General features: G+C 72.0%; 1 protein-coding gene. It reads right to left on the reverse strand.

The features are described 5' to 3' along the window. Positions 1-185: 185 nt before the first annotated feature. Positions 186-921: helix-turn-helix domain-containing protein (locus tag ACFWBW_RS40765; RefSeq protein WP_385384659.1), on the reverse strand; the 736-nt coding region annotated here is incomplete at its 5' end.

The following is a 921-nucleotide window of genomic DNA, read 5'->3' on the forward strand; positions in this document are numbered from 1 at the left end:
GCACAAGAACGGGCGGAAAGAGGGACACCTGAACAGGTTAGCAGAGTTGGGGGTCAGTGGGCCGAGGGAAGGGGGTGGGGGTGTGCAAGGAAGTGGGGAACAGCCACCCCGCCCCGCGGAGCGTCCGGTTCACGCGCGCGGGAGCCGGGGCTGGCTCAGCGCCTGCCCTGGCTCCCGCACGGAGTTCAGCTCGCGTGCCTCAGCGCCTCCGGGGGGACCTCCCACCCGGAAGACAGCCGCCTCCCGGCCTTATACCCCTCCGCCACCAGAGTCTGGTAGTCCTCGATGCGCTGCCCGTCCCGCAGGACCGTGGGGACGGAGGGGGCTCCGGGGAGCTGCCGCAGAATCGTGCGGAAGGAACCGACAGAGCCCTTCCGCTGACTCAGCGGCACGTGCTCGAAAGTACTCCGGAAGACCGCTTCCCTGCCGGACACCGTGGCAGGCTCGGCGTCGCCGTACCGCGTGATGCGGTCGAAGGCATCCGCCCAGCGCTCCGCCAGACGGCCGGTCAGTCCGCAGGCGGTCAGGAAGGCGATGCACTGCTGGCGGCTGGCCGGCAGTGCCTCCCGGTTGACGATCCGCGCTGCCGAGCTGACGGCCAGCAGGTGGGCGCCTCCCGCCCGCTCCTGGAGCCTGCGCAGCGAGGGGGCTCCCGCCTTCTCGTAGTAGTACTCCATCGCCTCACTCAGGGCCCCGCGTGTGGTCATGAGATCCGGCGAGGCGGGCCGGCGCAGCCGGGCGAGCCGGCCGCGGTCGGCGACCCGGGCCGCGAGCCACAGCCGGTAAAAGGCGCCCGGCACGGTCCCGCAGGCCGTCGCGATCGCTGTGACCGTCTCGAACGACGGTACCTTCCGCCCCGAGGCGGCGCGCTGGAGTGTGGCCTGCGACGTGCCGGTCATCGCGGCGAGCTCGGCGTAGGTC

It is taken from the genome of Streptomyces sp. NPDC059957 (assembly GCF_042730015.1).
GTDB lineage: Bacteria > Actinomycetota > Actinomycetes > Streptomycetales > Streptomycetaceae > Streptomyces.